The organism is Taishania pollutisoli (assembly GCF_014518315.1).
Lineage (GTDB): Bacteria > Bacteroidota > Bacteroidia > Flavobacteriales_D > Crocinitomicaceae > Taishania > Taishania pollutisoli.
The window spans coordinates 37,264-60,632 of the sequence record NZ_JACVEL010000012.1 but is presented as its reverse complement, the minus strand read 5'-3'; the positions used below and the strand labels follow the sequence as shown (position 1 = coordinate 60,632).

Annotated in this window: 23 protein-coding genes; 15 read left to right on the top strand and 8 right to left on the bottom strand. The window is 42.8% G+C overall.

The features are described from left to right. Positions 1-9 precede the first annotated feature (9 nt). The 3 genes from H9Y05_RS14235 to H9Y05_RS14225 are packed head-to-tail and all read left to right on the top strand — an operon-like array spanning position 10 to position 4,949. Positions 10-1,476: a glycine-rich domain-containing protein gene (locus H9Y05_RS14235; RefSeq protein WP_216714669.1), complete on the top strand. Its 1,467-nt coding sequence runs from the start codon at positions 10-12 to the stop codon at positions 1,474-1,476. Between the two features lie 41 nt (positions 1,477-1,517). Then, on the top strand, positions 1,518-3,056 hold the full coding sequence (locus tag H9Y05_RS14230) for a T9SS type A sorting domain-containing protein (protein ID WP_216714668.1): 1,539 nt from the start codon (positions 1,518-1,520) through the stop codon (positions 3,054-3,056). Between the two features lie 6 nt (positions 3,057-3,062). Next, positions 3,063-4,949, top strand: coding sequence for an alkaline phosphatase D family protein (locus H9Y05_RS14225; protein ID WP_216714667.1), 1,887 nt, complete (start codon positions 3,063-3,065; stop codon positions 4,947-4,949). Between the two features lie 97 nt (positions 4,950-5,046). On the opposite strand, the gene H9Y05_RS14220 is transcribed toward H9Y05_RS14225, so the two are convergent. Further along, on the bottom strand, positions 5,047-5,541 hold the full coding sequence (locus H9Y05_RS14220) for a hypothetical protein (RefSeq protein WP_216714666.1): 495 nt from the start codon (positions 5,539-5,541) through the stop codon (positions 5,047-5,049). 255 nt (positions 5,542-5,796) lie between these two features. On the opposite strand from H9Y05_RS14220, the gene H9Y05_RS14215 reads away from it, so the two are divergent. Further along, positions 5,797-6,261 carry a DUF4268 domain-containing protein gene (locus tag H9Y05_RS14215; RefSeq protein WP_216714665.1) on the top strand — a complete coding sequence of 155 codons (465 nt, stop codon included), beginning with the start codon at positions 5,797-5,799 and terminating at the stop codon, positions 6,259-6,261. 37 nt (positions 6,262-6,298) lie between these two features. Further along, complete coding sequence (locus H9Y05_RS14210) at positions 6,299-7,108, top strand: T9SS-dependent choice-of-anchor J family protein (RefSeq protein WP_163491004.1); 810 nt, start codon at positions 6,299-6,301, stop codon at positions 7,106-7,108. A gap of 169 nt (positions 7,109-7,277) precedes the next feature. On the opposite strand, the gene H9Y05_RS14205 is transcribed toward H9Y05_RS14210, so the two are convergent. Together H9Y05_RS14205 and H9Y05_RS14200 are read right to left on the bottom strand one after the other, a co-directional pair. After that, entirely contained in the window at positions 7,278-7,718 is a 441-nt protein-coding gene (locus H9Y05_RS14205) for a hypothetical protein (RefSeq protein WP_163491005.1), read from the bottom strand. A gap of 4 nt (positions 7,719-7,722) precedes the next feature. Beyond that, positions 7,723-8,169 (bottom strand): hypothetical protein, encoded by a 447-nt coding sequence (locus tag H9Y05_RS14200; RefSeq protein ID WP_216714664.1) that lies wholly within the window; start codon positions 8,167-8,169, stop codon positions 7,723-7,725. A gap of 130 nt (positions 8,170-8,299) precedes the next feature. On the opposite strand from H9Y05_RS14200, the gene rocD reads away from it, so the two are divergent. The 5 genes from rocD to H9Y05_RS14175 all read left to right on the top strand — a co-directional run bounded on the left by rocD (position 8,300) and on the right by H9Y05_RS14175 (position 14,139). After that, the gene (gene rocD / locus H9Y05_RS14195) at positions 8,300-9,544 is read left to right on the top strand and encodes an ornithine--oxo-acid transaminase (RefSeq protein WP_163491007.1); all 1,245 of its coding nucleotides are present in this window, start codon (positions 8,300-8,302) and stop codon (positions 9,542-9,544) included. A gap of 21 nt (positions 9,545-9,565) precedes the next feature. Continuing rightward, on the top strand, positions 9,566-10,963 hold the full coding sequence (locus H9Y05_RS14190) for a phosphohexomutase domain-containing protein (protein ID WP_235992219.1): 1,398 nt from the start codon (positions 9,566-9,568) through the stop codon (positions 10,961-10,963). Between the two features lie 79 nt (positions 10,964-11,042). Next, positions 11,043-12,542, top strand: coding sequence for an FMN-binding glutamate synthase family protein (locus H9Y05_RS14185; RefSeq protein ID WP_163491009.1), 1,500 nt, complete (start codon positions 11,043-11,045; stop codon positions 12,540-12,542). Positions 12,543-12,618: 76 nt separating this feature from the next. Beyond that, on the top strand, positions 12,619-13,266 hold the full coding sequence (locus H9Y05_RS14180) for a hypothetical protein (protein ID WP_163491010.1): 648 nt from the start codon (positions 12,619-12,621) through the stop codon (positions 13,264-13,266). Between the two features lie 66 nt (positions 13,267-13,332). Then, on the top strand, positions 13,333-14,139 hold the full coding sequence (locus tag H9Y05_RS14175) for a hypothetical protein (protein WP_216714662.1): 807 nt from the start codon (positions 13,333-13,335) through the stop codon (positions 14,137-14,139). Here the strand turns inward: H9Y05_RS14175 and H9Y05_RS14170 are convergent. Beyond that, the gene (locus H9Y05_RS14170; RefSeq protein ID WP_216714661.1) at positions 14,136-15,572 is read right to left on the bottom strand and encodes a right-handed parallel beta-helix repeat-containing protein; all 1,437 of its coding nucleotides are present in this window, start codon (positions 15,570-15,572) and stop codon (positions 14,136-14,138) included. The genes H9Y05_RS14175 and H9Y05_RS14170 overlap by 4 nt on opposite strands. 130 nt (positions 15,573-15,702) lie before the next feature. On the opposite strand from H9Y05_RS14170, the gene H9Y05_RS14165 reads away from it, so the two are divergent. From H9Y05_RS14165 to H9Y05_RS14155, 3 genes are all read left to right on the top strand, one after another. After that, complete coding sequence (locus H9Y05_RS14165; protein WP_163491013.1) at positions 15,703-15,960, top strand: type B 50S ribosomal protein L31; 258 nt, start codon at positions 15,703-15,705, stop codon at positions 15,958-15,960. 101 nt (positions 15,961-16,061) lie between these two features. Then, positions 16,062-16,613 (top strand): thioredoxin family protein, encoded by a 552-nt coding sequence (locus H9Y05_RS14160; protein ID WP_163491014.1) that lies wholly within the window; start codon positions 16,062-16,064, stop codon positions 16,611-16,613. 6 nt (positions 16,614-16,619) lie between these two features. Continuing rightward, positions 16,620-17,171, top strand: a complete 552-nt coding sequence (locus tag H9Y05_RS14155) for a hypothetical protein (protein ID WP_216714660.1) — start codon at positions 16,620-16,622, stop codon at positions 17,169-17,171. Between the two features lie 3 nt (positions 17,172-17,174). Here the strand turns inward: H9Y05_RS14155 and H9Y05_RS14150 are convergent, their stop codons facing one another. After that, complete coding sequence (locus H9Y05_RS14150) at positions 17,175-17,558, bottom strand: DUF3037 domain-containing protein (protein WP_163491015.1); 384 nt, start codon at positions 17,556-17,558, stop codon at positions 17,175-17,177. Continuing rightward, positions 17,536-18,321 carry a HipA family kinase gene (locus H9Y05_RS14145; protein WP_216714659.1) on the bottom strand — a complete coding sequence of 262 codons (786 nt, stop codon included), beginning with the start codon at positions 18,319-18,321 and terminating at the stop codon, positions 17,536-17,538. The genes H9Y05_RS14150 and H9Y05_RS14145 overlap by 23 nt, the downstream gene beginning before the upstream one ends. 187 nt (positions 18,322-18,508) lie before the next feature. Here H9Y05_RS14145 and H9Y05_RS14140 point away from each other — a divergent pair, with 187 nt between their 5' ends. Then, the gene (locus H9Y05_RS14140; RefSeq protein ID WP_216714658.1) at positions 18,509-20,077 is read left to right on the top strand and encodes a C1 family peptidase; all 1,569 of its coding nucleotides are present in this window, start codon (positions 18,509-18,511) and stop codon (positions 20,075-20,077) included. A gap of 58 nt (positions 20,078-20,135) precedes the next feature. Here the strand turns inward: H9Y05_RS14140 and H9Y05_RS14135 are convergent, their stop codons facing one another. Together H9Y05_RS14135 and queA are read right to left on the bottom strand one after the other, a co-directional pair. Beyond that, positions 20,136-20,822 (bottom strand): hypothetical protein, encoded by a 687-nt coding sequence (locus H9Y05_RS14135; protein ID WP_163491018.1) that lies wholly within the window; start codon positions 20,820-20,822, stop codon positions 20,136-20,138. Positions 20,823-21,006: 184 nt separating this feature from the next. After that, on the bottom strand, positions 21,007-22,059 hold the full coding sequence (queA, locus tag H9Y05_RS14130) for a tRNA preQ1(34) S-adenosylmethionine ribosyltransferase-isomerase QueA (RefSeq protein WP_163491365.1): 1,053 nt from the start codon (positions 22,057-22,059) through the stop codon (positions 21,007-21,009). A 231-nt stretch (positions 22,060-22,290) separates the two neighbouring features. Between queA and H9Y05_RS14125 the strand changes: the two genes are divergently transcribed. Continuing rightward, complete coding sequence (locus H9Y05_RS14125) at positions 22,291-23,229, top strand: M20/M25/M40 family metallo-hydrolase (RefSeq protein ID WP_216714657.1); 939 nt, start codon at positions 22,291-22,293, stop codon at positions 23,227-23,229. Positions 23,230-23,369: the final 140 nt, after the last annotated feature.

The window sequence follows — 23,369 nt, the reverse complement described above, 5'->3', positions numbered from 1 at the left end:
TAACTTGATATGAAAACAAACAAATACAAAGCAACAATTATAATACTGATTGCTTCTTTCGCAAGCATGGCGCAAACACAGCAATTTACAACTGCTGGCGTCCACACATTTACAGCTCCTGAAGGAGTACTTTCCGTAAAAGCAGAAGCAATTGGTGCCGGCGGTGGCGGCGGACGTGTAAGAGGCTCTTCTGCCAGAGAATCCGGTGGCGGAGGTGGTGGTGCCTACGCCAAAGGAATTGTAAATGTTGTAGCAGGAAATACATACACAATTGGTGTCGGTGCAGCGGGAGTACAAAATGACAATACGGCACAACATGGTGGGAATTCTTATTTCGGAAGCGCATCATCTTCGGATGCCTCACTTGCTGTTCGCGCAGAAGGAGGAAAGACCCTGATTCTTTCAGACGGTAGCAATGGAACAGGTGCTCCGGGAGGAAAAGCGGCCAATTCCGTGGGAAACCGGGCAACGTATGACGGTGGAAACGGAGGAAACACCAGCAGCAATGATTACGGTGGCGGTGGCGGTGGAGCTGCAGGAAGCAATGGTGCCGGAGGGAATGGCGGACAGGGTACTGCAGGTATGGGAACTGCCAGCTTTGGTGGAAATGGCGGAGCCGGAGGTGTGTCAGGAGGAGATGATGACGGAGTTGAAGGATACAACTATGGTGGAGGCGGCGGTGGAGCCCGAAAAAGCTTCAGCGGAACCACAGTTAACCGATTCGGAGCGTCAGGAGCCATCGGAATGGTTATTGTTTCGTGGTCAACAATCAGCGGATTTACTCCGGCAGCGGTATGCGCCGGGTCAGGAGAAGTGATTACAGTTACCGGAACAAACTTCACATTGATTGATTCCGTAACGATTAACGGAACAAGCGTACCTTTTACTGCAATTGATGATACGCAGTTTTCTTTTGTGGTTCCTGCAGGAGTAACATCCGGAGCAATCATTGCATACACTGAGAATGGTAGTTCTGTCGCGTTAAATGCATTGGAAGTATACGATTACACTGTTGCTGTTACTTTGTCAGGAGCTACGTTAACGGCAAATTATACAGGAGGAAACGGAGCAACATACCAATGGAAAAATTGCGTTACCGGAACAACAATTAATGGTGCTGTCGGTGCAATTTACACACCTGTTCAGAATGGATTGTATGCAATTGAGGTGACGGAGAACGGATGCATCGCTGCATCAGAATGTATTACAGTAGCATCGTTGGACATTGCATCACTGACCGAAAATGCATTGACTGTTTATCCGAATCCTGCTTCAGCAACATGTACGATCCAAACACATGGTATTATTGCTCGTGAGGTACTATTGACAGATGTAAACGGAAAAGAAATGAACCGGGTGATTCCTGCCGGTGTGGTATCGGAAGTTAGCCTGGAGAACGTAAACGCGGGAATTTATTTTATTCAAATCAATACCGGAGATGGGACGTACATCAAACGCTTGTCTGTCATCAAGTAACTTTTATAGGAAAAGCAATGTATAGAAAACTACTTTTATTAATGAACGGTGCAGTACTGAGCTTCACTTCTCTTTTTTCTCAATGTGATACGACTTATCTGACAGGTAATCAGACCATCACTTTCAGCGATTTTATGTCCGGCGTGTACTACATCGACGGGAATTTTAAAATTGATCAGGGCGTAACGGTGTATGTGAAACCTTTTACTTCAGGAGGATGTGGTAAATTGGAAATTCATGCCGATAACATCACAATTAAAGGTGGAATAAACGGTGACTACGCGGGATTTCCCGGAGGAATCCCGGGAAACGGAGCTTCTCTTGCGAGTAGTTTGACAGGTCATGCAGCTGCACTGACCGGGTGTAACAGTAAAGATGATGCAGGTGTTGTATCCGTTGAAGGAGGAAAAGCCGGAGCAGCAGGAATGGGATCAGGTTCAGGTATGGCCGGGACGGATGGAAGTGCGGGTTCGGGACCGAAACAGCGCTGCGGAAATTCAAACGATACATACGGAATGATTCCCGGATCTGGTGGTGCCGGTGGAGGTGGTGGTGCCAGTTACGGAGGTACAGGAACACCCGGAATTGCCGGAGGAAACGGATCGGGAACACATGTAGGGAATAATTCAACGGTTTCACCTGAATATGCTGTACTTGTCGGAAACGGAGGGGCAGGAGGAACAACGGGAGCCGTATACGGAACGGAATCAGGTGATGATATTGAACCGGGGTCAGGCGGAGCCGGGGCTGGTGGTGGCGGACGTTCGTACGATGCCGGACTTGCGGGTGCAAGAGGTGGAAATGGCGGTGGATTGGTCATCCTGGAAGCAGTTCATGAACTGACCATTGAAGGGATGATTTCCGTGAATGGAGAAAACGGTTCCGTGGGAGGGCATGCAGGAAGCGGTGGAGCAACTGAAAAATGCTGTTCTGACGGTTGTGATGATTGCGGAGAAGCAAACATGTCCGCAGGAGCAGGAGGAGGTTCAGGAGCTGGTGCCGGTTCAGGAGGAGGGATTTTACTTCGCTCCGAAACAGCATCTATTTCAGGAACATTGAATGCAGCAGGCGGAACGGGAGGAAATGGCGGAAACGCAGGTGTTGGTATTACGTGTAACTATGGCGGAAATATATTTTGTTCTTCCGGAAGTATTACAACCGGTAACGGTCAGGCAGGAGGAAAAGGTGGCGATGGAGGAGGAGGCCGGATTAAAATTTTTACAGGACTTTGCTCCCCCGGACAGGTCAACCCGGTTACTTCTGTTCTTGGTGGCGGAAATGCAGCTCAAGGGACGTATGTACATGTGTGTGCAGCCTCTGTTGGACTTGAAACTGTAGAGGAACTGCGTTTTTCAATTTATCCGAATCCGGCAGGTTCATTTGTAACCGTTGATTTGCTGAATGTAACCGGGACTGAAAACAAACTGGTACTGACAGATATAAAAGGTGCCGTTCTGTTAACAGAAACGACAACAGATACAACTGTTGCATGGTCACTCGAAGGATTGAACAGCGGGATGTACTTTCTGACCATTCAGTCAAACGGACAGACCGTTGCAACTAAAATAATTAAACAATAAAACAGGATGAAAGCACTGATTTTAGCAGGGGGGGTGATACTGCTTTGCCTGCGTGTATTTTCCCAATCCGATTTATTAGAAACCAGAAGCGTTGTTCCGGAACCGTGCATGGATCCGTTTTATCATGGAGTTGCTTCCGGAGATCCGATGAAAGACAGGGTAATTATCTGGACGCGTGTTACACCGGCGGATGAAAACCAAAATCCGGTAGTGGTGGGATGGAAAGTAGCAACCGATACCGCCATGTCCGATATTGTTCAGTCAGGAAGTCTCATCACTACCTATGAACGTGATTATACGGTAAAAATCGATGTGACAGGATTACAGCCGGACCAATGGTATTATTATGAGTTTTACGCCTACGGGAAACGAAGTATTCAGGGAAGAACACGCACAACTCCGCTGGAGGACACCTACAAAGATAGCTTGCGGTTTGCTGTTGTTTCGTGTGCCAACTTTGAAGCTGGGTTTTTCAATGTGTATGCGTCGCTGGCGGATCGCAAAGATATAGACGCCGTACTTTGCCTGGGAGATTACTATTACGAATATGCAACAGGAGGATATTCTCCGAATCCCGCAGCAGGAAGAGTCGTGGAACCGTTGCATGAAATTGTTACACTGGACGACTACCGGATGCGCCATTCAATTTACCGGTTGGATAAAGACTTGCGACGCCTGCATCAGTTGTTTCCCTGGTTTTGTATCTGGGACGATCACGAATCTGCCAATGATGCATGGATGGGAGGAGCTGAAAATCACAACAGCGGAGAAGGTGACTGGATTGCCCGAAAAGAAGCTTCCAAAAAAGCTTACTTTGAGTGGCTTCCGATCCGGGACAATGACCAGGAAGGGCAATATGAAATTTACCGGACTGCTTCGTATGGTGTGCTAGTAGATATCATGTTACTGGACACCCGCCTCACAGGACGGAGTGAGCAGGTTTCCTGGGGAAGCTCTCAATTGAATAACGCCAACCGGTCCATGTTGGGAACAGCTCAGAAGAACTGGTTTCTCAATGAATTGTCGACAAGTACAGCCATTTACAAACTGGTAGCACAACAGGTAATGATGGCACCGTTGACAGCCTTCGGCATTCCTGTAAATATGGACCAATGGGACGGATACCCGACAGAGCGGTCACAGATTCTGAATCACGTCTTTTACAATGGAATCCAGAATTTTGTGGTACTGACAGGAGATATTCATACGGCATGGACGATGGAAATTCCCATCGGAGCGAGTAGGGCAGGTGTTGAATTTGTAACGCCGAGTGTTACATCCCCGGGAATGGATCTCGGCTCAGGTGTTGGTGAAAGCGTGATCATGGCAGCAAACAGTCACATCAAATGGTGTAATCTGAACAGAAAAGGGTACATGATTGTAGATGTCAATCAGAACAGAGTCCAGTCAGACTGGTATTTTGTCAACACGATTGATGCAGCGGATGCGGCTGCTGTGTGGGCGACTTCGTATTATGCCAATCAGGGATCAACACAATTGCATGCCACCAATTCAATTGCTTTTGCCCGCCCGGATATTTTTTCCGATGTCCCACAGCATTGTCCGAGAATAGTGGTGGAAGAAGAAGAGCCGGAACCGGAGGAGCCGGGACTGGCAGTACAAGAAGTACAAAAAGACATCATTGTGATTGGTATGTATCCCAACCCCGTGTCAACGATTCTGAACATTCACTTCTCCAACCTGGAAACCGACGAAATGACGATGGAAATCCTGGACGAAACAGGGCGAAATGTGTTCAAAGAAACATTTATCTGCCAACAAGGATCATGGATCAAGCAAATCAACACAACTGATTTTGCACCAGGAAAATATACATTATTCATTCACGATGAAGGCAATCCCGTATTGAAAAGAAATTTTGTGAAGTACTAACGACTACTTGTTAATGGGAGAAAGGCGGAGTTATTTCTCTGCCTTTTTAGTTTCTGTGAGTTAGGATGGGACGACGAGAGGGGAGAATGTTTAATAGTCATTGTTCGCCATAAAAACAATACTTCAAGCGTATGGTAGACGCAACTTCTCCGTTTTCATAGGCTGTCTTTTTTTCTATCAATAACTTTTTATTAAATTGATTATTGGAGAAGACTTTATATGTGTAATGAATGACATATTTCAATACATCATCGTGATAAATGAATTCTGTTTCCGATTGTTCATTTTCTATGATACGAACAGAAGTTGTTTGGTTCGGAATATGTTCTTTTGAATAGATCCCGTCAATGACTCGCGGCATAGGTTTGTGAACTTTTATTACAGACAAGCTATATTGATCATCATAAATGTATTCATTCATATAATAATCATAGCGACTACTTTTATCAATAGTCGTTATAAAAGTATAGGGTTCGTTTACAAATCCGTACAGATTTTCACTCCCTATAAAGTCATATTTCAATGCCGAAATAAAGCCAAAAGAATCCAATGTTAATACATATTCAGGAAATGAAAATGGTTCATTTCCCATAGATATTGTTTTCGATTGCTCAATTTCTTTTACATTCAATAACGAATAAGAATAAGTTTCCTTTTCAATTAAAAAATCTTCCGGTAAAGCAATGGATTGTCCACTTGCAAGTATAGCCGAAAACAAAAGAATGAATGAAGTCAGTACTGTTTTTTTTATAATCGGGGGATGGTTTATTTTATTAACCTTTCTTGTGAAGTTTCGTTACCTTCTGTTTTCTAAAAGTATTATTTTTGGACATATTTTGCACAACGCATGCTTTCAAAAGAAGAACAAAGAGAAAAAAACACCTTGTTTTGGGGAGAGTTTAAAAACCGGATGAAAAAGCACATGTCCGGTTCGGGTCGTCGAATCAACTGGTTAACGTATCCTACGGAAGCAAAAGAATTATACCTGCGGCTGCATGCAGATGGCAAATCCTGCTCACTGAACTTTGATATTCAATGCAAAGATGATGGGGTACGGGAAGTAATCTGGGAACAAATGGGAGAGTTGAAGGTGGTGCTTACTGCTGAAATGTCAGACGAGGGAGACTGGATTGAAAACTTTACGACACCAGAAGGAAAAACGATTTCCAGGATTCGGTGGGAACAGGCCAACCTGAATTACTTCAATGAAGAAGACACCCTGAAAATGTATGACTTTCTGAAAGAAAAAATCATTGCGTTCGACCGGTTTTATCAGGAATACAAAGACATCCTGATACATTTATTGGATTGATAGAACGAAATAGCAAAACAAAACGTATTTTTGACACATGAAACATTTTATTTATACAGCAGCAATTATTCTCAGTTCAGGATTCGGAAACCAGTGTTTAGCACAAACAACAATTCTGGAAGAAAATTTTGATGCCGGAATTCCCTCCGGCTATATGTTGTATAACCAGGATGGATACACTCCGAATGCCGCTGTTGCAGAATATACAGACGCATGGATTGCAAAACAGGATCCGGCAGATCCAGCCAATACGGTTGCTTCGTCCACCTCTTATTTTGATCAGCCGGGAATGGCCGACAGATGGATGATAACGCCTTCGATCACATTGGGGCCATTCGGAAATATTCTGACCTGGAAAGGGAAATCACACGATGCATCTTTTGCGGAAAGTTACTTGGTACTGCTTTCTACAACCGGTACTGCTGTTGCTGATTTCACGGATACATTAAAAGCAGTTGTTAACGAAGATGTCTACTGGACAAGTCATTCCGTTAATTTGTCAGAATTGGGATACAACGCACAAAACGTACACGTCGCGTTTGTCTTGCGAACACTGGACGGATTTAAATTTTACATGGATTCACTGAAAGTTGTGGAACAAGATCCCGTAGGAGTTGACAACAAAGAAACGATTGCATTTCAACTGTATCCGAATCCTGCAACAGAAACAATTACATTCCGAACAGAAGCAGCTGTGCAACGCGCAATTATTCGAGACATCAATGGTGCCATTGTTATACGTTCAACCGAACAGGAAATTGATGTGCGTAATCTGGCAAACGGGATGTATTTTCTTGAACTGGTCCATTCCAACGGAACGACATCGAGGCGTTTTATCAAACAATAATTTATTCTTCAATAAACGATCAGTGCAATTCCAACGGACGAAGTTCGCTGTTATGTGTTACTAGATCGCTTCCACACAGCACCGAATGGCTCTATATGAACAATGTGGTTCGATATACTGTTAGAACTTTCAACCATTTTCAAGGCGTATTTGCGTTGAAAAAATGAATTCAAAAATTATCCAGCAAATCTTCTGTTTCACTATTCTTGTCTCCTGTCACCGGAACCCGTATTTTGGCAATCATGGCAATTAAAATAAGTAAAGATGCGATGCAGTGCAGGTAAAAACCGATTCCTTGTTCGGGTTTACAGTAAAAGCATAACGAGGTGGTAAAGAAATAAAACGGAAGCGCAGGAAAGATCAGAGAAATTGCCAGCAGCAGACACGCCCAACGGGTAAAGTTCGAGTGGCGTATGACAGTAAAAATAATCAACAGGATAAGCGGAATCAAACTGAACAAAGGAGCGATGTGTTCAATTCCCGATTCATACTTTTTATCAATGGTAGCCATTGTAGCGGGATCATAAGACATTTCAATCCGGTATGGCAGAAATAACCCGATGAGATAAATCCCGAATCCGATCCAGAAAAGAAGAGTGACTTTTTTCATGTAGTTAAAGATTGTCGATGAGGTCAGTGGACTTGTCATTTTTATTTGTCGCTGGATTACCAACAGGTATCCGTCGCTTAACAATTGCTGCGAGAAGAAAGAGCGTGGAAGAAACTGAAAGTACTTTTTGTCCGATTTCCTCTTTTTCCGTACAGTCGGCCAGTAAACTGGTTGGGAACCAGGAAAGAAATAGAAATGGAAGCATGATCAGCAAGAATGATAAGCCGATGGAAAGCCAATTGGTAAGAAGGGTATGCTTTATAAATGCCAGTGCGATTAATGGCACAATCAACGCAAGACCAGATAATGCAAGCATGTTTTCCGCTCCGGTATATAACTGGTCGCTGACTCCGACACATTGGATTGTTGTATAGGGAAGAAACAATCCGATGATGTATAAAACAAGTGCGGATAAAAACAAAAAATAATAGAGTCTGTAGTAAGTTATCATCAAGTAAAGTATTCGTTGCTTACAAAGTTATCCGAAAATTGCTTTATTGCAAATCTATCTTTACCTTTGTGTGGCATTTCGAAAAACGGTGTTTTTTGAAGCATTGATATTGAAAAAAATAAATAAAGATATGAGCTTGGTAGAAGGGAAAGTAAGTTCTCAGGAACTGATCGGTCTGGAAGATAAATACGGTGCGCATAATTACCACCCGCTTCCGGTTGTTTTGTCAAAAGGAGAAGGTGTGTATGTGTGGGATGTGGAAGGAAAACGGTATTATGACTTTCTTTCCGCATACTCTGCTGTCAACCAGGGACACTGTCATCCGAAAATTGTAAAGGCATTGGTTGACCAGGCACAAACACTTGCATTGACATCGAGAGCATTTTACAACGATGTATTAGGACACTACGAAAAATACATTACTTCTTACTTCGGATTTGATAAAGTATTGCCGATGAATACAGGTGCTGAAGCTGTTGAAACGGCTTTGAAGTTATGTAGAAAGTGGGCGTATGAGAAAAAAGGAATTGCCGAGAATGAAGCAGTAATCGTTGTGTGTGACGGAAATTTCCATGGACGTACAACAACTGTCATCTCTTTTTCCAATGATCCGGATGCCCGCAAGAATTACGGACCCTATACACCGGGATTTGTATCCATTCCATACAGCGATTTGAACGCGTTGGAAGAAGTGTTGAAAAATAAAAATGTAGCCGGATTCCTCGTAGAACCGATTCAGGGAGAAGCAGGAGTTGATGTGCCGGAAGAAGGATACCTGGCAAAAGCAAAAGCACTGTGTGAAGCGAATAATGTATTGTTCATTGCCGATGAGGTACAGACGGGAATCGCTCGTACAGGGAAATTGCTGGCTGTACAACACGAAAATGTACAACCGGATATCCTGATTCTGGGCAAAGCAGTTTCCGGAGGAATGTACCCGGTATCTGCTGTGTTGGCCAACGATGAAATCATGTTGGTGATCAAACCCGGGCAACACGGTTCAACGTTTGGAGGAAATCCATTGGCTGCGAAAGTGGCAATGGCGGCACTGGAAGTTGTTCAGGAAGAAAAACTGGCAGAAAATGCACAGCGGTTGGGGGAGATTTTCCGCCGTGAAATGAACCGTATCATTGAAAAAACTGAACTGGTTGTGAACGTCCGCGGGAAAGGATTGTTGAATGCGATCATTGTCAACGATACACCGGAAAGTTCAACAGCATGGGATTTATGTATGAAGCTGGCAGATAACGGACTACTGGCAAAGCCGACACATGGAAACATTATTCGCTTCGCACCACCATTGGTGATGACAGAAGAGCAATTGATGGAATGTGTTGCCATTATTGAAGAAACCATAATGAATTTTAAGAAATAATCATTTTAAAAACGATTGATTTTGGCTACAAAAATTAAATTCGGAACAGACGGATGGCGCGCAATTATTGCCGATGAGTACACCGTTGAAAATGTTGCCCGCGTTTCGTATGCAACAGCTGAATGGGTAAAGAAAAACTTTGACAATCCCCGTATTGTAATCGGACACGACTGCCGGTTCCAGGGAGAATTGTTTGTAGAAACAGCAGTCAAAGTCTTTGTCTCTCAGGGCATCGAAGTGAAGATGGCAAAAGGATTCGTTTCCACACCGATGGTTTCACTGGCAGCAGTGAAAAAGAACTGTTCGGTAGGTGTTGTCATCACTGCGAGCCACAACCCGCCTTCCTATAACGGATTTAAGCTGAAATCTCACCTGGGAGGACCGCTTTCCCCTGAGAAAGTACAGGAGATCGAAGACATCATCAAGGAGGAAATTCCGAACGACTGGAAAAGTGTTTCATTAGCGAATACATTGGTTGAAATTGTAGACCTGGAGACGGAATATGTCAACCATGTAAAAGCGAATTTTGATATTGCCGCAATCGCCAATTCCGGATTGAATCTCGTATACGATGCAATGTTCGGTGCCGGACAAAATGTATTGAAACGCATTTTGCCTGATATCCAGTTTTTACACGCGGAACACAATCCGTCCTTCAAAGGAGTGGCGCCCGAACCGATCGCAAAGAATTTACAGGAACTGGAGCAGTACATCAAAGAAAAAGGAAACATCGACTGTGCCCTTGCAACAGATGGTGATGCCGATCGAATCGGGTTGTACAACGGAAAAGGAGAATTTGTTGATTCGCATCACATTATTCTGTTATTGATCCACTACCTGGCAAAATACAAAGGACTTTCCGGGAAAATTGCAACAGCATTCAGTACGACGCCACGGGTTGGAAAAATGGCCGCACATTATGGTTTTCCTTCGGAAGTTGTTAAAATCGGATTCAAGTACATTGCAGGAATCATGGTCAACGAGGATGTCCTGGTTGGTGGAGAAGAATCAGGGGGAATCGCTGTAAAAGGACACATTCCTGAGCGCGATGGAATCTGGATGGGATTGATCATCTGGGAATTTATGGCAAAATCAGGGAAAACATTGGATGAACTGATCGAAGAAGTCTATGAAATTGTCGGAAGCTTTAAGTTTGAACGAAGCGATTTGCACATCACAGAAGCACTCAAACAATCCATTATCAGCAACTGTCAATCAAACAACTACACAGCATTCGGTAAGTACGCGATCAAAGAAGTACAGACAATCGACGGGTACAAATACTTCTTCGATGATCAACGTTGGGTAATGATTCGTCCTTCCGGAACAGAGCCGGTACTGCGGGTTTACGCAGAAGCACCGACTTTGGAAGAGGCACGTGTCATCTTATCGGAAACAGAAAAAACGATTTGTAACTAAATGACTGTTGACTCCTGAAACCTTTCAGGAAATAGAACAAATTTTTTATTAATGTATAATCTCAAAAAAGCATCATAATATGAAGCCTGTAATTGTTTTTATCTCATCGGTACTTGGACTGGTGGTAATTTTGTTTTTATTGGTATTCCAAACATGGCCAATGCTGGTGGCAATCTGCCTCTTTCTGACAATTGTCGGAATTTACGACGTCACACAAAAAAAGCGGACCATTCTCCGCAATTTCCCGATCATCGGTCACCTGCGGTTTTTACTGGAAGGAATCGGACCGGAAATCCGTCAGTATTTCATTGAATCGGATACAGAAGGGAAACCATTAAACCGGACACAACGAACCTATATTTATTCACGTGCAAAGTTGCAGAATGACAAGCACCCGTTTGGAACGGAACTGGACTTATCAATCGAAGGAAACGAGTGGATTCAACACTCGATTTATCCTTCTCCGCACATCAAAACGGCTCCGAAAGTGCGTTTTGGAGGAGATAAATGTACACAACCATACGATGCGGCGTTGTTCAATATTTCAGCCATGTCCTACGGTTCGTTGAGTAAAAATGCGATCATGGCTCTGAACAAGGGGGCATTGGCAGGAGGTTTTTACCACAATACAGGAGAAGGAAGTATTTCTCCGTACCACCGCATGGGGGGCGACCTGGTGTACCAAATCGGTACGGGATATTTTGGGTGTCGTGCAGCAGACGGGAACTTTGACCCTGAAAAGTTTAAGGTGACGGCGAATTACCCGGAAGTAAAAATGATTGAGCTGAAATTGTCACAGGGAGCAAAACCCGGACATGGAGGAATTTTGCCTGCGGCTAAAAACAACCTTGAAATTGCTGCGATTCGTGGAGTGGAACCGTTTACGGAAGTGGATTCTCCTCCGGGACACCGAAAATTTTCGAACTCTGAAGGACTCCTGATGTTCATTGATGAGATGCGCGAACTGGCAAACGGAAAACCGGTTGGATTTAAAATTTGTATCGGTAACACCAAAGAATTTGAAGAAATCTGCCAGGTGATGGTGAGAACAGGTAGAAAACCGGATTTTATTACCGTTGACGGAGCAGAAGGAGGTACGGGAGCAGCACCGATCGTTTTCTCTGATCACGTGGGAATGCCGTTAGAAAATGCATTGACCTTTGTGGTGGATACGCTGATCAAATACGATCTGAAAAAAGACATTCGCATCATTGCATCTGCCAAAATAGTTGACGGATTTGATATTTTCAAAGCATTGTCAATGGGAGCGGATATCTGTAACTCTGCACGGGGAATGATGCTTTCTCTGGGATGTATTCAGGCATTGGCATGTCATAAAAACACATGTCCTGCGGGAGTAGCAACCAATAAGCCGTCCAAAGTGAAGGGATTGGTGGTCGAGGAAAAATGGAAACGTGTAAAAAATTACCAACACGAAACCGTCAAAGACTTCCTGGGACTTTTCTCGGCAGCAGGGTGTGAGTCATTGACTGATTTAAAACGTTCGTTGATCAACAAACAAATTGGGGGAAAACCGGTCAATTTTGCCGATATTTACCCGTATCCGGAAGTGAATTAACGATTATTAATAAACAGAAGAGGGCGTTGAGTGATCAATGCCCTTTTTTATTGCTCCCAATTATTATATTTACACCATGAACAGTAGAGACTTATTAGATAATTTTCAGCGGGAAACAAGCGACCTGAATGAATTGCAGTTCCCGTTGGATTTTGAATTCAAGATTACAACGATCTATAATGATTTTGTTGTGAAAGACGGACGAAATAACGTTCGTGCATACGTCCGTCAGAAACTATTTCGCTTCAAAGAGAGTGTAGTTGTGTTCAGTGATGAATCCAAAAAGAAAGAATTGTACCATTTAAAAGCGGATCGATGGATTGATTTCAATGCACATTATTCCTTTACCGAAGCCAATTCAGATACGTTGATCGGAAGTATGGGGCGCAAAGGAATGAAGTCGCTCTGGAAGGCAAGTTATACTATTTTTAATAGGGAAAAACAGGCGATGTATGAAATCAAGGAAGAAAACCCGTGGGCAAAAGTCGGCGATTCAATGGTGGGTGAAATTCCGATTGTTTCGTTTTTTACAGGGTATTTATTCCATCCGAAGTATGGTATCAAAGACCAGCAGGGGAGGTTGGTAGCCCGTTTGTCAAAAGTGCATTCGTTTTTCGGCCGAAAATTTAAGCTGGAGCAGCTGGATGACATTTCCCCGGAAGATAAAACAAACATCATGCTTTCTGTAATGATGATGGTATTGCTGGAGCGTCAGAGAGGGTAGTTTTTTAGAGAAAAGTAATTGGCACTTATTTTGTTGCTGATTATGAGTTATCTAAAAAACCGTACTATGAAAAAACTATACATCGTTGTTTTCAGCTTCCTTCCCTGTATGTTGTTGTCACAGGTTGATCGCAGAGTCCAGTTTGGAATTCACGGATTGGCCGACATACCGATTCATTCACAGATGCCCCGAATGAGCACAAATTACGGCGGAGGTATGTTCTTGTCGGTAAAGCCACACCGACGTGTACCATTGTTTCTCGAATTAAGAGGATCAATCGGGCAATATAGTTCTAAAACATCCACGGAAACATTTATTTTTGATGACGGCTCGACAACCGTAACCGATGTAACGTTCAGAAGTCTGATGAACAAGGTACAGTTCGGAACGAAAATCTACTTTACATCATCGTATCAACAGGTAAAACCCTATGTAATGCCGCTGATCGGGTACAATTTTATGCGGTCCCGAATCCGGATTGCCGATCCGATGGATGAAGACGATTGTAAACCGTTGGTTGATAGGATTTCTCACGGTACTTCGGGATTGACCTACGGACTGGAAACAGGAGTAGAGTTGGATCTTGTGGGCACCATCAAAGGAGATGAAAGTCAGGGGAGGTTGTATGTTTCTGTTTCCTACCTAAGCAGTGCGCGAAAAACGGATTACATCAATATTAAGTACATGAGCGATCACGAGCACGGTGTTCACGAAGGGGGACACGGAGAAACTTCTCAGGCAGACGGACGACCACTAACAACCGATTTTGTCAATGTTTCTTCCAATGACCTGCATTCCCATAAAATTGCGGAGATTTATAATACGTATCTGCGCTTCATCAATGTGAATATCGGGTATGTGTGGTACTTCTAAAATTCGTACGCACCAATGTCGGGAGGATTACTGCGTAGTTTTCCTCTGATATCTTTATCAACAAGAGGAGTTGTTGCGATACCTTTATCGATCAGTGAAGAAGTGGACCAGATGTCGTAGTCAAATTCCAGCGGGTTTTTAAATGCCGGATTCTGATTCCAGATAATGTTGGTGTAAAAACTTTCAGTGCCCGGCGTATTCATTTTGATGACACAATGATCAATTTCAAAGGTATTGGTACCGACATTGTCCAGGTTGAAGGCAATTTCTCCATCCATATTTCCATACACCACACAATTTTTAACGGTTCCGGTTACATTCGCTACCAGTATATTGTCGCCATCGTCGTAAAAATCGCTGATCCCCATGGCTGGTAATTGCCCGTCACCTGTCGCATAACCGGCAATGGTACAATGATTGAAATTAAACCCGCCTCCCGCAAGGTTGATGAAGGCATGAAATCCGTTGTTCGTGATAACGCAATTTTCTGCATCGACTTTTCCTCCTGCGAAATTCATGATCCCATACCGGGCGTGATTTTGAATAATGGTATTTTTCAATCTGACTGTCGGATTGGCTCCGTTTCCACCATCTTTTTCAATGTGTACACCGGTTGTTCCGTTTTTAATGATAGCGTACTCAATCGTCGATGTCTTTGCTTCATTGAAATATACCCCGTAATACTGACCTGTTACTTTCGCATAGTCACTTTCCAGGCGATCTCCCTGGATGATCACTTCATTTTCGTAAGTTCCCAGGATGTTTAAAGTTCCTTTATAGACGTATAAAAACGAATTTTTATGCAGATAGATTTTCGTCCCCGCAGGAATGGTCAGTTGCTTGTTTTCATCTACGAATGCAGCCCCGTAAATCAAGTGTGGTTTATCATTGGGCCAGATTCCTTCATTCAGATCCCATCCGCTTGACGGACCGCTGAGATTGGAGTAATGGTAGTAGATGTCCTGTCCCCAGGCAGCGAGAATAACGTATTGGTCTTTTCCGTTGGTTCGAAACCGGATCGAATCTTCAACAACCATTGGCAATGTTCCTCCGTTGGGATTTAATGTGACTTCCACAAATAAAAACAAACTGTCTTTTCCTTCCAGCTCGATTGCTGAGAATGCCGTACCTTGCAATCCGTCCAGGTTAATGCGGTAAGGAGAAGAACTTCCCCCCATCAACTCCACTTCTTCAATAACAACAGTATTTGATTCTTTGTTGTAGATTTTCAATTGCTGTGTCGTTGAGCCGATGGTTGTAAATACCGTATCAAAAACTACTGTATCTTTAGAGAACGCAAGATTTCCTTTTGAAAAAAGAAGTGCCTTTTTACAGGAAGTATTGAGCGATAAGACAGCCAGAGCTGATAGCGAAAACAACAGAAATGTATATTTCAGTCGCTTGATATAGGTGTTTTTTGTTCTATTCTCCATAAGATTCGATGTAAAAATAACGAAAACAACGGATAGTTATTTTATTTTTGCAGTAAATTGTATGTTATTTAAAAAAGTTTGTATAAATTTGCAGTCCGTTTTTGGGAGAAATAGATAATAATAATTCAAAATGAAAAAAGATATACATCCGGCAGATTACAGATTGGTAGTGTTTAAGGACATGTCGAACGACTATGCATTTTTGTGTCCTTCATGTGCAACTTCAACAGAAACAGTTACATGGGAAGATGGAAATGAGTATCCATTGGTAAAACTGGATATCTCTCATAAATCTCACCCGTTTTTTACAGGAATTGTTCAGTTTGTGGATACAGCAGGTCGTATCGATAAATTCCAAAGCCGTTACGGACGTCACACAAGAAAATAATTCATCGTTATTTTCTCCAGATATTGAAATCCTTTCGACTTGTTCGGAAGGATTTTTTAGTTTCATTCAAAGCGATTTTTATATTAACATAAACAGAGAAAATGAACTATACTGAATATACCTTGTTATTTGAGCAGATACTAACTGCTGAAGCTCCTGCGGCTCCTTACGATAATCCGGATTATTTCAACTATACCAAATTGAATGAATCCCGGATGAAACGATGGACGAAAACCATGGTGCTGGAAGATGAATTGATACAATTACTGGAAAAATTATCTGTCAGACAACATTGGATTATCATCACGGAACCGTGGTGCGGGGATGCTTCCCACATTGTTCCGTTCCTGGTCCGCATGGCTGAACTGTCCCCTGCGATTACGTATGAATTGCAGTTACGGGATACGGCTCCTTTTTTAATTGATTCGTACCTGACAAACGGAGGGAAAGCAATTCCGAAGTTAGTGAGCAGAGACGAAAACGGAACGGATTTGTTTACCTGGGGACCACGTCCTGCCGGCGCACAAAGTCTGATGAACCGCCTGAAAGAAGAAAATGCCGAATTTGAACGCATCAAAATTGAACTCCAAAATTGGTACAATGCCAATAAGGGAAAAGAGATTCAGGAAGAATTGAAAAAGATGTTACAATAAACAGAGTTGACAATAAAAGGCGGAGTACATACCATTCGGGAAGGCATTACAAATCAATATGTGATGCCTGCAACTATACTGGCATTTTTGGCTGCAATTGGATTTGTGTATATCGGACTTCTGTCAATTCTAATCGCCATGGTAGCACTTGCGCTATTTTTGTCTGTTTCAGGGATTGAAATCGATACACGATTACTTCGCTATAGAAAATACAAGGTGATCGCAGGGATAAAATTCGGAAAGTGGAGTCCGTTCACTACCAATGATTCGTTTCAACTGTGGCTGTCGTCGGAATCGGGGAGATACATGTATACGACATACGGCACAACACCTGCTTTTGTGGCTCCGACCAATTTTTACAACGGGAATAAATCAAAATCAATTACGTATGACCTCATATTGGTGCTTGCTACCGGTGAAAAGCACATTGTGAATGATTTTTTTAAATACAGCACTGCTAAAAAAGCATTGAGTGTATTGGAATCGGCAGGGTGTGCTACCCGCGATAAAATTATCGAAAAGCTCAATGAAAATAATAAGAGGAGCAGAAGGTTGTAACTGTTACAGAACCAGTTCCCGGTACAATTTTTCAAATGTGGCGTCCAAATCCACAGATAATCCTGGGTGAGGGCGGGAGGATTGAATACTCGAACTTTTAATTGCGGTAATCCAACGAAACCGTTCGTCTGCTTCCAGTTGTGCAATCGGACCTCCGTTTGATGCTCCTGAACATATTTTGGTAAATGATTCCAGGTTTTCTTGCAATTGTTGTATGTCAAATTCTGAGCAGAAAGCACGAATCTTGTGTTCCGGTACCTGGTACTGAAAGCGAATGTAGCGTTTCCGCTTGCTGAACAGAATCAATCCGACATTGATAAATTCTTCCCGCTCCACTCTCGGAACAACCCGAATGACGGCATACTCATATACGAACTTTTCCTGCATCTTCAGCGGCTTTAAAAAAGACATCGGCATGTGCCAATCGGTTCGACAAAAATCGGAAATATACTTCCCGGATCGCATCATTGTCCGGGCCTTCTTCCCAGTTTAAAAATTCATCCGGAATCAGATTGACAATTGTCCGGAGAACATCATCATTTAACCGGGCTGTGAATTCTTCATGAACCCGTTTCAGTTCTGTTGCTTTTGAAATCAATGCGTGGTCTTTGATCATCGTAAACGGGGTAACAGCTGTTTGTTCCCAATTGTCCCATGAGTGGTGAAAATAAAACGCTGCTCCATGGTCGATGAGCCACAATTCCTTGTTCCAGATTAACAGATTGGTATTGCGGTATGTGCGGTCTACATTGGTGATAAAACTGTCCAGCCATACAATCTTAGATGCCAGGTACGAATCGCAGTCATTCGATGCGACATCATACGTGATTGCCCCGGACAGAAAGTGCAGTCCCAGGTTCAGTCCTTTGCTGAACTTTAACAAATCCTGTATTTCTTCATCCGCCTCCGTTTGCCCGAACCGTTCGTCCAATTCAATGAAAACAATCTCAGGAACCTTTAATCCCAGGTATTTAGCGATTAATCCTCCCAGTAATTCGGAGATCAATGCTTTGACTCCATGCCCCGCTCCGCGGAATTTAATGACGTATTTAAAACCGTCACATCCTTCAGCAAGCGCGGGCAACGATCCTCCTTCCCGAAGTGGAGTGATGTACTGGGTAACGGTAACCGTTCTCAATTCAACATTCATACGTGTACTAATTCACCGTAAAATTAAATCAAACATTCTGAATTATTTCATCTTTCCCGGAGATTGTTCCGGATGGTACGACTGAAAAATGAACAAGTTAAGTGAACAGGAGAAAGTATTCTGACGTAAAGTATTCAACGACAGCGAAAAAAAAGTACATTTGTGCAGGTAACTTATCTGCATCGCTATGGCAATTAAAATGGTTCAGGATGATCCTGATGGCAACAACAAATCGAAACGTTCCTACCGGGGAGGAGGTTCTTCGTCTTCCGGAGGAGGATTGGGAGGAGGTCTGATCGGATTATTGATCAATTTTCTGCCATATTTACTAAAGCGTCCGAAATTACTTCTCATTGTTGCTGTGATCGGAGTGGGACTTTATTTTTTCGCCGGAAAAGGATGCTCAGCCGACGGATTACTGAACCAGGGAAACTTACCGTTTTCATTGGGAGGGGAGATGAACAAAGAAATCTACAATGAAACAGAAATCTTCGAACCACTCGCCGATAATAAAAAGAATCCGCTGCCGGAAAAGGTGAGTTTACAGAAATATTGCCCTACACCAATGAACCAGGGAGTGCAGGGATCTTGTGTTGCGTGGGCAAGTGCTTATGCCGCGCGCACGATCATTGAAGCTCAACGGACAGGGCAGCGTCCGGATGACATTAAATTTTCTCCTTCGTTTATGTACAACCAGATCAGCATTGATCATAAGACGTGTCAGGGATCGTACATCAAGTATGCAATGGACAATATGCTGGAAATCGGCGCAGTTCCTTTCAATTCGTTCCGCTACAATGAAAATAATTGTACGGAGAAACCCTCCGAAACGTTGAAACAGCAGGCGAGTGTCTACAAAATAAAAGGGTTTCAACGACTGACAGATGAAAAAAGAGGAAAGGTATACGAGGTTCTGGGGATGAAACAAAACCTGGCAAAAGGTTCTCCGATCATTATCGGTATGATGGTGGGCGGTTCGTTTATGCAGGGAATGATGGGAAAAGAATTTTGGAACCCTACGACACAGGATTATTACCAACAAGGATTCGGAGGACATGCCATGTGTGTGGTAGGGTATGATGATTACTACGAAGGAGGTTCATTTTTACTGATGAATTCCTGGGGAACGGATTGGGGGAAAAACGGATTTGCCTGGGTGCGGTATTCGGATTTCAAAGAATTCAATGTAGAAGCGTATGGATTATACCCGATGGGGGATGCCGGTAAAAAAACAGTAACTTCTTTTGATGGAAGTTTCGGACTGGAACTGAACACCGGAAAGAAAACAATCGCACTGAACGCAATTTCAGACCATTACTTTGAAACGACAGGCAAGGTAAAGAAAACCGACAAATTTAAAATTGAATTTACCAATAACCAGGAATGTTATACCTATGTATTCGGGCAAGAAAATGACGGGACGATTTCTGTTTTATTTCCATACACTCCCAAACACTCCCCGTATTGCGGAATTACGGGTACACGCTTGTTTCCTTCCGACTATTCCATGCAGCCGGATGAAATTGGTAATAAAGACAAATTCGCGGTGCTGGTGACGAAGCAACCGATTGACTACGATGCTGTGAAACAACAAATAGGGAAAGCCAACGGTGCAACACTGGAAGACAAAATGGAATCCGTTTTTCGCTCAAAAACGAGTAATCAGTTACAATTGAGCGGTAATGAAACAATTCGATTCAGTACAGAAGTCAATGAAAAACAGGTAGTGTACTTTGTGATTGGGGTGAATAAGTGATTTAACAACAAAAGCCCCATCGCTGAGGCTTTATTTGTTGTGATAGTGGTGTTGTATATTATTCTAAATTTAGTTTAACTGACTTCTCAATAGCAGATGCTCCCGAAAAGCTATTGTCTGTTTTTACGATACTTTCGGAGGTCAAAGATAAGTTCTTCTTAGATGAATTCTCAACAACATAAATCGTTGAAAAATCTCCCGGTTCATACGTTTTATTGGTTACGTCAGACGTCGGTACGATGTCCGGTTGCCCTTCCATCATGAATGTAAGAACGTTGGATGTCTTCTCCTGTAAGGTCTGGAATAAAATCCGCTCCCGTTTTCCATACCCGTCTTCTTTTCCTTTTTCCAGGAAATTCCACGATCCGGAAGCCGAATAATAACGCGTAAATCGTCTGAGTGTATCCTGAGATGTATGTTCTGTATAATATTCCCGGATCAGACTCCACGTTCCGTCTTTGCGAATGGTAAATGCATGTTGCAGGACCTTCCCCTGGTTGGTACTTGTTATCGTTGGTTGCCCTGATGCCGACTGGATATAAGTTATAGCAACGTCTGACTGATCTAATTTTATAACCTCCGTCTGTGTCATTGTTTTGTCAATCCAGACAGTTGTTTCTTCATAATTTGTGACCTTCCATTCGTTGTCAATTTTTCCCTTTGTCGTTTTTCCGCAGGAAGTAACCATCAGAGTCGCGGAAAGCAAAGCTGTTCCGAGTAAGTAAGTAATGTTGACATGTTTCATAATAAATACATTTAGATATACATCCAAAGTTAGGCGAATGGTCTTGTTGTTGTGTGACAGAAGACTCAATGAGGAAATCCATTCAGTAAGCAGCGGACTATTTATTTTGGAAATAACCGGTAAGCCAAACAAAAAACGGGAAACATACCTGCTTCCCGTTCTTACTATATCGTTGCGCTTTTTCTTAATCAATAATCAACATAGCGTCACCATACGAGTAGAATTTGTACTTCTCTTCGATTGCCGTGTGATATGCTTTCATCATTACCTCATGACCTGCAAATGCAGAGATCATCATCAACAACGTGGAAAGTGGCGTATGGAAATTCGTAATCATGCAATTTGCGATGCTGAAATCGTATGGAGGAAAGATGAATTTATTCGTCCATCCGTCATATGCTTTCAAAGTACCGTCTGTAGATACGGAAGATTCAATTGCGCGCATGGAAGTTGTACCGATCGCACATACGCGTTTTTTATTGTGAATGGCTTCGTTTACAATATCTGCGCTTTTTTGTGAGATGATGACTTGCTCTGAATCCATTTTGTGCTTGGTCAGGTCTTCCACTTCTACCGGACGAAACGTCCCCAGACCGATGTGTAATGTCACATCTGCAAAGTTGACACCTTTCAGTTCCAAACGTTTCAGCAATTCCCGTGAAAAATGCAATCCTGCAGTTGGTGCAGCAACAGCGCCTTCTTCAGTGGCGAAAATCGTTTGGTAACGGTCTTCATCTTCCGGCTCAACCGCACGTTTGATGTATTTAGGAAGAGGTGTTTCTCCCAGCTCTGTAATTTTTGCTTTAAATTCTTCGTACGGACCGTCAAACAGGAAACGCAATGTACGCCCTCTTGAAGTCGTATTGTCAATTACTTCCGCAACCAACGAATCGTCTTCTCCGAAATACAACTTATTTCCGATCCGAATCTTTCTTGCAGGATCCACCAATACGTCCCACAATAAACTTTCGCGGTTCAATTCACGCAACAGGAAAACTTCGATCTTCGCTCCTGTTTTTTCTTTGTTTCCGTACATTCTTGCAGGGAATACACGTGTATTATTACGGATCATCACATCTCCGTCAGAAAAATAATTTACTAAATCTTTGAATAATTTATGTTCAATTTTTCCTGATTTGCGGTGAACGACCATCAATCTGGCTTCGTCACGGTTTTCGGAAGGGTGTTCGGCAATTAATTCTTGTGGTAAATCGAAACTAAATTCGGAAAGCTTCATTTTGCTCATTGCGAAATACTATTAATTTTTATACAAAAAGAGCACAAAGTTAATTAAAATTACGAATAGTTCTACGCACCTTTCAATCATTTTTAATGGAATTTATTTTAGGTTGTTTGATCGGATAATGAATTTCATTTACTGCCTGCTCAATACTCAATATTCATCACCCAACATTCAATATTCATCATTCAATATTCAAAATTATCCCGGCATTTATATCTTTGCCATATGTTACATCGCTTTTTATTCATTCTGTTCGTATGTTTCTTTTTGCAATCCCATGCACAGGAACGCATTTCTGAAAATAACCTGAAAAAACACATCGCTTTTCTGGCATCGGACAAGATGAAAGGGCGTGAGACCGGGAGCCGGCAGGTAGAAAAAGCAGCGACATATATTGAAAAGCAGTTCCGGCAATTCGGACTGCAACCAAAAGGGGAGAAGGGATACCGGCAACCATTTACTGCCAAAATTAAGAAAGTACCTGTTGCTGATAGTCTGCGACCTGCAGATAATGTGATCGGATTTTTGGATAACGGAGCCGCTAAGACCATTGTAATCGGTGCACACTATGATCATTTAGGACACGGTACAATCGGAGGTTCACGGGATACACTGAATATCGGTCAGATTCACAACGGAGCGGATGACAATGCTTCCGGTGTTGCAGGGTTGTTGGAACTGGCGCGCGTATATGCTCAAAATGACCTGAAAGAGCCATTCAACTTGTTGTTTATTGCATTCGGAGCAGAGGAATTAGGATTACTGGGATCGTTGCACTATACCGAACATCCGGTCATTCCCCTGGAGCAGGTACACTGGATGCTGAACATGGATATGATCGGCCGATACAATCCTGAAAATGGTGTGGCGGTTATCGGTTATGGGACAAGTCCCGCATTCGCTGAAATTTTTGAAGACATCACAAGCGACATTAAATTTTATACCGGAAAAGACGGAAAAGGAGGTTCCGATCAGACTTCATTTTATCTGAAAAATATACCGGTCTTGTTTTTTCACACGGGAGGACATCCGGATTACCACAAATCGACAGATGATGCCGATAAAATTGATTACATGTCACTGAAAGCGATCCTGGAACTGGAGATCAACGTAATTGATCGTTCCATGCAGATCGAGCAGATGGAGTTCACCCCGACAAATTAAAATCCGTTTTTCAAACCGAATGGTGAGGTGTGTCATACATCATTTATGGTGCTTCTACTACATTGTCGATGTCTCTGTTGTATTTTTGTGAAGTGTTGAAATAGATTCCCTTAATACTTGCTTTTGTGAAAAAATAGTGT